At 37.7% G+C, this 8,935-nt stretch carries 7 protein-coding genes, 1 tRNA gene and 6 pseudogenes; 8 read left to right on the plus strand and 6 right to left on the minus strand.

Annotated elements, in window-relative coordinates:
* Positions 1 to 400 precede the first annotated feature (400 nt).
* Positions 401 to 487: pseudogene (locus HMPREF9969_RS13315) on the plus strand (transposase); the annotation flags it as partial.
* 134 nt (positions 488 to 621) lie between these two features.
* Here the strand turns inward: HMPREF9969_RS13315 and HMPREF9969_RS03280 are convergent.
* From HMPREF9969_RS03280 to HMPREF9969_RS03305, 6 genes are all read right to left on the minus strand, one after another.
* Positions 622 to 1,386, minus strand: coding sequence for a PKD domain-containing protein (locus tag HMPREF9969_RS03280; RefSeq protein ID WP_009434451.1), 765 nt, complete (start codon positions 1,384 to 1,386; stop codon positions 622 to 624).
* A 13-nt stretch (positions 1,387 to 1,399) separates the two neighbouring features.
* Positions 1,400 to 2,458 (minus strand): hypothetical protein, encoded by a 1,059-nt coding sequence (locus HMPREF9969_RS13005; protein ID WP_009434445.1) that lies wholly within the window; start codon positions 2,456 to 2,458, stop codon positions 1,400 to 1,402.
* Between the two features lies 1 nt (position 2,459).
* Positions 2,460 to 3,242 carry a hypothetical protein gene (locus tag HMPREF9969_RS13135; protein ID WP_232212642.1) on the minus strand — a complete coding sequence of 261 codons (783 nt, stop codon included), beginning with the start codon at positions 3,240 to 3,242 and terminating at the stop codon, positions 2,460 to 2,462.
* Between the two features lie 138 nt (positions 3,243 to 3,380).
* Entirely contained in the window at positions 3,381 to 3,638 is a 258-nt protein-coding gene (locus HMPREF9969_RS03295; protein WP_036894828.1) for a hypothetical protein, read from the minus strand.
* Between the two features lie 55 nt (positions 3,639 to 3,693).
* The gene (locus HMPREF9969_RS03300; RefSeq protein ID WP_036894832.1) at positions 3,694 to 3,963 is read right to left on the minus strand and encodes a peptidase; all 270 of its coding nucleotides are present in this window, start codon (positions 3,961 to 3,963) and stop codon (positions 3,694 to 3,696) included.
* A 48-nt stretch (positions 3,964 to 4,011) separates the two neighbouring features.
* Complete coding sequence (locus HMPREF9969_RS03305) at positions 4,012 to 4,257, minus strand: hypothetical protein (protein ID WP_036894835.1); 246 nt, start codon at positions 4,255 to 4,257, stop codon at positions 4,012 to 4,014.
* Between the two features lie 420 nt (positions 4,258 to 4,677).
* Between HMPREF9969_RS03305 and HMPREF9969_RS03310 the strand changes: the two genes are divergently transcribed.
* The 7 genes and pseudogenes from HMPREF9969_RS03310 to HMPREF9969_RS03325 form a co-directional block, all read left to right on the plus strand.
* Positions 4,678 to 4,762: transfer RNA gene (locus HMPREF9969_RS03310), tRNA-Ser, on the plus strand.
* 397 nt (positions 4,763 to 5,159) lie between these two features.
* Positions 5,160 to 6,359: pseudogene (locus HMPREF9969_RS13300) on the plus strand (tyrosine-type recombinase/integrase).
* A 25-nt stretch (positions 6,360 to 6,384) separates the two neighbouring features.
* Positions 6,385 to 6,852, plus strand: coding sequence for a DUF1896 domain-containing protein (locus tag HMPREF9969_RS03320; RefSeq protein WP_009434447.1), 468 nt, complete (start codon positions 6,385 to 6,387; stop codon positions 6,850 to 6,852).
* A gap of 139 nt (positions 6,853 to 6,991) precedes the next feature.
* Positions 6,992 to 7,446, plus strand: a pseudogene (locus HMPREF9969_RS13150) (hypothetical protein).
* 282 nt (positions 7,447 to 7,728) lie between these two features.
* Positions 7,729 to 8,124: pseudogene (locus HMPREF9969_RS12460) on the plus strand (hypothetical protein).
* Positions 8,125 to 8,126: 2 nt separating this feature from the next.
* Positions 8,127 to 8,540: pseudogene (locus tag HMPREF9969_RS12465) on the plus strand (PcfK-like family protein); the annotation flags it as partial.
* A gap of 6 nt (positions 8,541 to 8,546) precedes the next feature.
* Positions 8,547 to 8,935: pseudogene (locus HMPREF9969_RS03325) on the plus strand (PcfJ-like protein); the annotation flags it as partial.

Consider the following 8,935-nt stretch of genomic DNA (forward strand, 5'->3'; position numbering starts at 1 on the left):
TCTTTAAAATCAGTTCTTTAGCGATTACTAATTTACAAAGAAAATTCGACAAACTGTTATTTTTCTATCTATTTATTTGGGTGGGAAACTTTAGTTATTTAATATCAAGGCTTTGTTCGTTCTTAATTATATTTATCCCCAAATTACATCCTTTTAGTAATTAATTTGATTTTTTTCGGCTGCAAAACTACTGAAATAATTTCAATCTCGCAAGATTTTAAATAAAAACAACACTTTTCTTTTTCATTTTTTATGGTGTAATGGACATTTGGTAGGCTGAAAAACTCTCGGATTTCTTTTATTTACTACCTTTGCAGCATTTGAATATCTATGAATAAAAAACTGTATCTTCTGTAATAGCTCAAATGTTAAAAAGAATGGGCATCAACGTTCTGGTCAGATGTATTCCTGCAAGGATTGTGGTAGACAATTTCAAGGTGGTCTGCGTATAAATAATATTTCTCTATGGAATGACTATCTGACAGCAAAAGAGCACTGCATAATCATAATGGATTGAATGAAGCTAACAGGAAGAAGTTTATAGATGGATTCATAAATACAAAAAAAGTAGGCTGGAACAACCAGCCTACCAAATGTCCATTACTAAAACCCGAGAGGTTTTCAGCCTCCCAAATGTCCATTACGCCTCGTTTCACTTGTAGGAGACAGCACATTGGCTCCTGCACATACCCAATGATAAGACAATCCTCCTGTGGTGAGATAGGTTGTCTTCAACGTGAGTGGGGCTTCCCAGTCTTGATCAACAGGCAGAGGTGCATACGAAAAATCGGCTTGCATAGGAGGTTGCAGGGTTAGAATTTTAGTAAGTTCCTCATATTTACTGCCATTGAATACTTTGAGATGGATTTTATGCTCCCCACCATCCGCAAATGTTATCGTTCCCGGATGTTGTTGGTTGGATGTAGAGGGAATGCCACCTTCAAAAGTCCATTCGTATTGGCTTCCGCCTTTACTCTTATTGGTAATAGATACCACGCCCGGGGCAATGTCGTTGAGAGCGATTGAAAAATCAAAGTCTATAGTCATGGCGGAATCAACCCTTATGGTTTGCTGGCTTGTTCTTTCCTCTACAGCATTCCACACTCGCAAGGTTATTTTGTGCTCACCGGACTGAGTGAAGACAACCTGACCCGGAGTTCTTTCGGTAGAACTACTAGGCAGTCCTCCTTCAAATGTCCATTCATATTCTTCTGCCCCGTAACTCTCGTTTTTCAATTGAATAGTTACAGGTGAGGTTTTGTCTTCCGATGTCTCTATGGTGAATGCCGATTCGATTGGAACAGCTGTCTCCTTGAGACAAGAAGAGACTAAGAAAGCCAACATGAATATTAGTACAGCCCTATTCTGCAGATTATTCTTTTTCATATTTCTTTTACCATCATATATCCTCTCGTTCAAAGATATGCAAATTGCCTTTGATATCTTTGACATACAATTTATTACCGCTCATATACAATGGTTGGGGAGGCACTAATTGGTTTCTCGTTTCATCGAATACCTCTTCGCTGATGACTTCATATTCCCAAACAAGTTTGCGGGCTTTATAATCGAAAATACCAATCCAACGAATGTATCCAAAGTCCTCCTCTTTAATCCCCAAAAAGGTGAAATAATCTCCTTGAAGCATCGGACTATATATACTTCGATAAGTTCCTATACCCATGGGATCGGCTTCCCGAAAATCATACTGCTCTGTAACTGCTAACTGCTCAGTGTCGATGATTTGAAAATCAAATCCACTAACACTTACAATGTTTTTATCTAATGGTCGGAAAAAACAATCTCCTAATCCCAAAGTCATTTCATAAGTAGAATTCTTGTCCGAAGGATTGCCCGATATCTTTTTAACTACATTCCCCGTTTCCAAGTCCAAAGCTACCAACCTTCCAAAATCTGTATAAAACCAAATATTGCCGTGAGCAATGCCTAAAATTTTATCTATTTTATCGGTTTTGCCAGGTTCATATTCCGTCCCTCCCAATGAAGAAAGAGGAAATTGACAAAGAATTTCATCTTGAAAATTTGCTTTTGATAAATGTGTTTTAGTATAAGTAATCCCGTAGTTGTCTTCCAATATATTAAAGAAATATTTAGAAGAAAAAACATCTACAAAATTGTTATTTCTGTAGTGGAAGACGTTGTTTGTATCTTCATAAATGAGATATTTATTTATAGATACTATTTGTGCGTTATGTATAATAACCTCAATCTTGCCAGTTTTCAAATCGTAGGAAAAGCTGTCATTTCCATCCCATTTATTAAATAGAATAAAACTTTTATTTATAAAGTAATCGGACACGCCTTCTACACCAATATTCTTATTATTTAAATATAATTCGTGTTTTCTTAATTCTTTCCCAGAATCATGAATCAACCAATTCTCCTTTAACTGATAAGCACTTACACCTTTTACAATATTTCTCGTCCTATATTTCATGCTATTTGGTAATTAAAATTGAGTTAAACATTTCGTAATTACTACTATTGATATTTTGACTAAAACATTCTAATGCTTTCTTACGGCTAAGCCCTTCAAAAACATTTTTTCTCAAAGTTTCATTATTCCAAATAACTTCAAACACTTCATCTTTATTATTTCCATCATTTAAAACACTTTTTAGACGATCGATTATTTGCTCACGAGTCACTCCTCTACCTCCTTGTTGTATGATATAGAGATTGTCGAAGTTATCGATAACACCCAGATATGCTTTAAATTGACCTAAGTCTTTGAACATATTGCTGGCAGAGGAATAGTTTTTTGTGTCTACAAAAATATTCACAGTTTGCTGATCTCCCGTATTTGTTATGATTTTTGAACTCCATTGAATATCAAACCTAAAACCACCTGCATCATCTGCATGGACAATAACATCTTCCAACTGAAGGCCTTTGAGCGTATTGTAGTATTTACTTGGAATGTACTTTTGTGCATTGTGTATCACTTCCAAAGTAGTAGCACCAGCTTGCGTGAACATAACCTTTCCTGGACTCTTCTGATTGGAACTGCAGGGAATGCCTCCTTCATATGTCCATTCATACTCATCTGCTCCGTAACTTTCATTTTTTAGTTGAATAGTTACAGGAGAGGTTTTATCTTCCGATGCCTCTATGGTGAATGCCGATTCGATGGGAACGGTAGTCTTTTTGAGACAGGAGGATAGCAAAGTTGTAAAGAATAACATTGTTATTGAATGATATAGGATATTACATTTTTTCATTTCCCTTATTTGATATTCTATTATGCCATGCAACATGCAGGTTATCTTCTATCTATGATTTGTCTTTGAACAAATAAAGCAGCTATAGGCAAAGTCCCATACTTTCTTCGTTAATTTCTTTTCTACTTCTACAATTCTTTATTTAACATTACGACTTTCTTCTATTAGTTTTGATTTTGATGGTAATTTTTCTACGTTAAGGACGAAGGCTGTTTTATCATCATATATTAAAGTTAAATATCCTTTATGTTCCCATTCTTTTAATACAGGAAGTATTCTTTCCCTTTCTGTATATATAATTGGAGGAAAGCTATCCCATGTACAGATAGGGCTATATGCAAATGGATCATGACAAATATAAGTTGCCAATAAACTAACAATTTTTATTCTCCTCATATTCTTTTAATGTTATTGTTCTACCTGTTTTCAAGTTCACCATTCTTATCAATCATTATTTGAAATTCAGGCTCTCTTCTATTAGTTGTTCTTTTGATGGTAATTTCTCTGGAATAAAAGAAAAAACAATGTCGTCATCTTCTATTAATTTTATATATCCATTTTCCTGCCACTTCAACAAAATAGGTCTAATTTTTTTATAATTATCTCGAATATTTTCATTCAACACATCTAATAAATTCCAATCAACAATTGGAGACATCAAATAAATATTATCGTGATAAATATAATTTATTATTATTATTATTAATCTACTACGTTTCATAACTCATGTGTTATTTGAAGGTTATGACTTCTCCTGTTTTTAGATTTATCATTCTTTAGTTCCGCTATTAGACTGACGAGACATTATACTCGATGGCAAATTCGTTATTTTAAACTTATTGCCTTCGATAATTTTTACGATACCCTTTTCTTCAAGAACCAATAAATAATCTTTTAAGAGACTCTGAACATTTCTATTGTTTGCAAAGTCTTCTACAGACCAAATGCTACCCAAATTTCTATAGAAAAACTCCAGTTTGTGTAGAAACTCCTTTTTAATTTTATTTTTTTTCATAAATATCAGTGACTAAATTTAATTATCTCCCCAGTTTCCAAATTTGTACGTTGTCAAACAAAAGTGCACAACTGCAAATGTAGTTATTTACTCTGATATTTCATTGTTTTATTATTAAAAATTCTTTTGTTAATTGAATTTTGCTTTATTATTTCTCTTATCTTTTTGATTTTCTCCCCTTGCCCTAAATATACGTCTTTGGGTGTAAGATTATCTAACTATTCATATCATCTTTGGCGCTACAAATAAGACAGATTTCTGCACACAACTCATCTAAAACAGGAAATCACAAGGCTATCTTCCACTTTTATACACAAATATTGAAAAAAAATGTCTATTTGTTTTGTAGTTAAAGAAATTATTCTTAACTTTGCACTCGCTTTAAACAAGGAAGCAGGTTGACTACAAATCACACCTTCTGGAGAGATGGTAGAGTGGTCGATTACAACGGTCTTGAAAACCGTCGTACCGAGAGGTACCGGGGGTTCGAATCCCTCTCTCTCCGCTTTAGGTACTCTGAACAGACCAACAGAGAAATTCTAACAAAAACGTAAGTATCATAGCTACAAGTAGTTATGATACTTTTCTTTTATATCCATTCTTCTTCTCAGAGTACGTACAGAGGGGGTAAATACTCCCTAAATACTCTACAATGGCTACAATCTGGCTACACTTTTTGAGCAAAATAAAAATTGTAGCCAAGAGTTCGTACAGAGTACGCATAGAGTACACGCAAATTGCTGTTATTCAAATAAATATGTCGAACTTTGCAGCGTGGTTACAGAAGTTTATCTCGCTAAAATTCAATCTTTTGGCTACAATTCTATAGAAGCTGGCTACAATTATTGAATTTTGGCTACAACTTTCCTTGCCATGGCTACAATTAAACAACAGCAGCGCAAATGAAAACCATTTTCAGAGCAGTCTTCTATTTAAGAAGCAACTATGTGAACAAGGAGGGTAAAACACCCGTGATGTTGAGAATCTATCTCAACAACGAACGACTTTCCATTGGATCAACAGGATTGCCGTTCGCAGTCGCAATGGGATAGTGAAAAAGAACGGCTGAAAGGAAGGACTACAGAGGCTTTCTACTAATCTCGAGTTGATAACATCCAAAGCGGATTGCAGACTATCTTAAAATTGGAAAGACAGATGCCATTTCTTTGGAACGTATAAGTCGGAGTATCTCGGCAAGAAAGAAGAGGTGAAACGATGATGACACTCTTCGATAAGCACAACAAAGATATTGCAAGCAAGTGGGCATATCTGTAAGTGCTGCCACTTTCAGAAATATAATGTCTGCAAACGACACTTCACGACTTTCTTGCAGGAAAGTACAAACGTTCGGAATACGTTTCTGAGCTCACCTATATTATCATACACGACTTTGATATTTATCTTCGCACAGTAGTTGGTCAGAACCCAATACAGCCACCAAGACAATGAAGACTTTCAAGACAATTACATTTAGGAAGAAAAATGGGCGTATCCATCAGATCCTTTTCTTAATCATCGTTTCACCTTGAGCCGTCAATCGTGGTTTCTTGACAGATGAAGAGATTTTGAAGATAGCCAATAAGATCTGGGCATACACGTTGGAATTGTTCGTGATTTATTCGTTTCTCTGCTTCACAGGTTGGCTACATTGATGTGGCCAACCTTACTCCCGAGAACATTGTTACCCTTGATGAAAACAATGGATAATGACAAAACGACAAAAGACGAGTGTTGCAACAAATGTTCTTTTATTGGATATTCCGAAGAATATCATCGAAAAGTATAGTGGCAAGACCTATCGGGACGGCAAACTATTTCCCATCCTAACGAATCAGAAAACCAACGCATATTTAAAAGAAATTGCCGACCTTTGTGGTGTCAAGAAGAATCTGACCTTCCATCTTGCCCGGCATACATTTGCGACCATGTCGCTCAGCAAGGGCGTTCCTATGGAAAGTGTGTCGAAGATGCTGGGGCATACCAACATTAAAACGACACAAATATATGCCCGTATTACCAATAAGAAAATAGAACACGATATGGAACAGTTGGCTGGCAAGTTAGACAAGTTCAAAGTTGCTATGGGCATCAACTCTAAATAATGTACAACCCTAAACCAAGAAAATTATGACAACAACAAAGAAAGAGCTTTCTTACTTCCGTTTGAAGTTAGAGAATTATCTCTGTGAGCATTTCCCCGAAATGCTGAGTGACAAACCATTCATAACGGCAAGAGCTGATGAAGCCCTAACTTCTTACTGCGATGCTATAGCACAAGGTTTTTCTCACCCAGAGGCGGAGGTAATGGCAAGCGAAATATTATATCAAGGACTGCATTTCTCCAAGTACGACACGCTTGTGTCTGTCTTAGAGAATGAGTTCGAGAAAGAACTCCCTTCTCCTCTTCCTGAAAGACTAACACCAATGCTTTTGAAGAATAAGGCTGTGCAAAGCGTTTTCGATAAGTATGAACTGACAGACGACTTTGGCGCAACTCCAGAGTATGAGAAACTCTACACCGAACTGACAGGGACAATTGTTCTGATTATCGAGGTTAATGGTCTGCCAACTGTCGATAGTGAGAACATGACTTGATACTTCACCATCGGGGGCTTTTGTAGTGCCAAGAGCCAAGATAAACGCTCCACTCCACACGTCAAGAGTTTTGCAAACACTTGTCTTTGTGTAGTCTGCGCATCTTGTTATTGCTCTTGAAACTATTAAAAGCTCCGATATGAATACAATCATCATGAATCAAGATGTTCTTAAAAGTGCGATTTCTCGCCGAGACAATAGAAGCGAGCTTCCATTGTCCTCACGGCTTAACGAAATCGTTCACACACCTGCCTTCATCAAGGCAGACGCATCGAACAAAACCGATAATATCAAGCAGCAGCCGACTTCTCCCAAGCAAGTCCATCGCTTCGGTTGGACACGCTTATCGAACTCGCATCCTGCTTTCCATCGTTATCGGTTCATTTGGCTTATCTCAAGATGTACCCGCAAGTGTAACTGGTTCTCATTGCGGTTTCTGATATCGCTTTATATCAGGGTAATTCTAAAAGTACATTACTGCTGAGCATTCTCTTCTGGCTGGCAATTCTCTGTGCCTCCTGCTTGCGTGCTTTGAGAAGCAGCTCTGTAAACTTTCATGTTATTTCATTAGGTGGTTATCTCCATTTGAGATAGCCACCTTTTCTATTTTCCACTACGAGCGTTGCACTTTTGCTTCTTTTCCATGCTCCACGATATGCGATGAAAGAGACGGATGCTGTTCCCTTTTTATCCGCAAAGGTAGTAGGGGCTTGTGGCTTTCAAGGTCCTAAGCCGCTTGGTTTGTCTGGAAAATCTCCACACCTACGGGTTGTATTTTCCGCCAAAACCTTGTGCAAGCCCGCCCCGCTACCTCTATTTTGCTACAAAAAAGAATCAGCATACTCCGATCTTTGGACGCATAAAAAAAATGTCGCTATGGATAAGCAAAAAGTAAATACAACATCTGATGAACAGAAAGGATATAGCTCCTCCTCTCATTACCGCATTAACCCTGCTGAAAAAGTGAGCAAGTTTGGCAATTAAGTTTGTACAATGGGACGTCCCTTTGGAGAGCTTTGTAATAGAAATATATCTCCTCGTGAAACTCAATCGTGGATGATGAGCGTGAGGAAAAGAATTGGCTATGGAGCGGTGAACTCAAACCTATTTCCGCACAGCCGTTCCCTCAAGGCTATCGCTTTGACTTCTTTGAGTCTGAAGAAATACCTTGTCAATCAGTACGGACAATGGACAGAGTATTACGCACCCGACAGAACAAGCCTAAGAGCCTACCTATATGGCGCATCAATCAAATGTAGAAATCCAAAATAAATATGAAAGGAACAGAACATTTACACGGACATACGAGTATCTAACAGCGTGCGCAGACCCTTATTTGCCCCTAACTTGATGAAACCGAACAAGAATATCGAGGAGTGCATCACCTACATTCTTAATGAAGTGCAGAAAAGCGGTTGAAGGCTTTGATGATGATGACGAGTTGTTGAGAGCTTAGCTGAAAAAATCTTCTCTATGGCTGTTCACTACTAGATGAGACGATATGAGGTGGGAAGGCTTTTCTTGCCAAGTTGCCGTTAATCACTTGTGAACTACAGAGGAAGAAAAAGCCGAAGCAAGGCAGAAGCCATTAAGCAATATCAGCGTGAGGAACTTGCAAAGATACAGAGCCGTAACGCACGAGTAAAAGACGAGAACCAACCCAAGTACAACCATCATATTTGATTTTTAAGCCTATGAAACCGAGAAACAAATTTGAAAAGGCTGTTTTGGAACAGAGCAAGCATCTTCGCCCAATAACCAAGACACAAAGCAAGTGGGCATTCCGTGAGTGCATAGACCACTTCGCCTACCGACTGCCCAAAGGTCGCACCACTTGTATGGATTGTGGGCATAGTTGGGTAATGAACAAACAGAGAGAAACTTGCACTTGCCCTCATTGCAGGGCAAAGTTGCAGGTCAAGAAAACATACGAGCGCAAGTTGCAGCAGAAGCAGTATTTCACCCTACTTACCACTTGTGGAGAGTTTCAAGTATTACGTATGTTCCTACTTATTGTGGGTATGGAGAAAGGTTACGAAGCTCAGACCTCCATAATTGAGATTGGGCAATATTGGTGGAATAT

The organism is Prevotella sp. oral taxon 306 str. F0472 (genome assembly GCF_000257925.1).
GTDB lineage: Bacteria > Bacteroidota > Bacteroidia > Bacteroidales > Bacteroidaceae > Prevotella > Prevotella vespertina.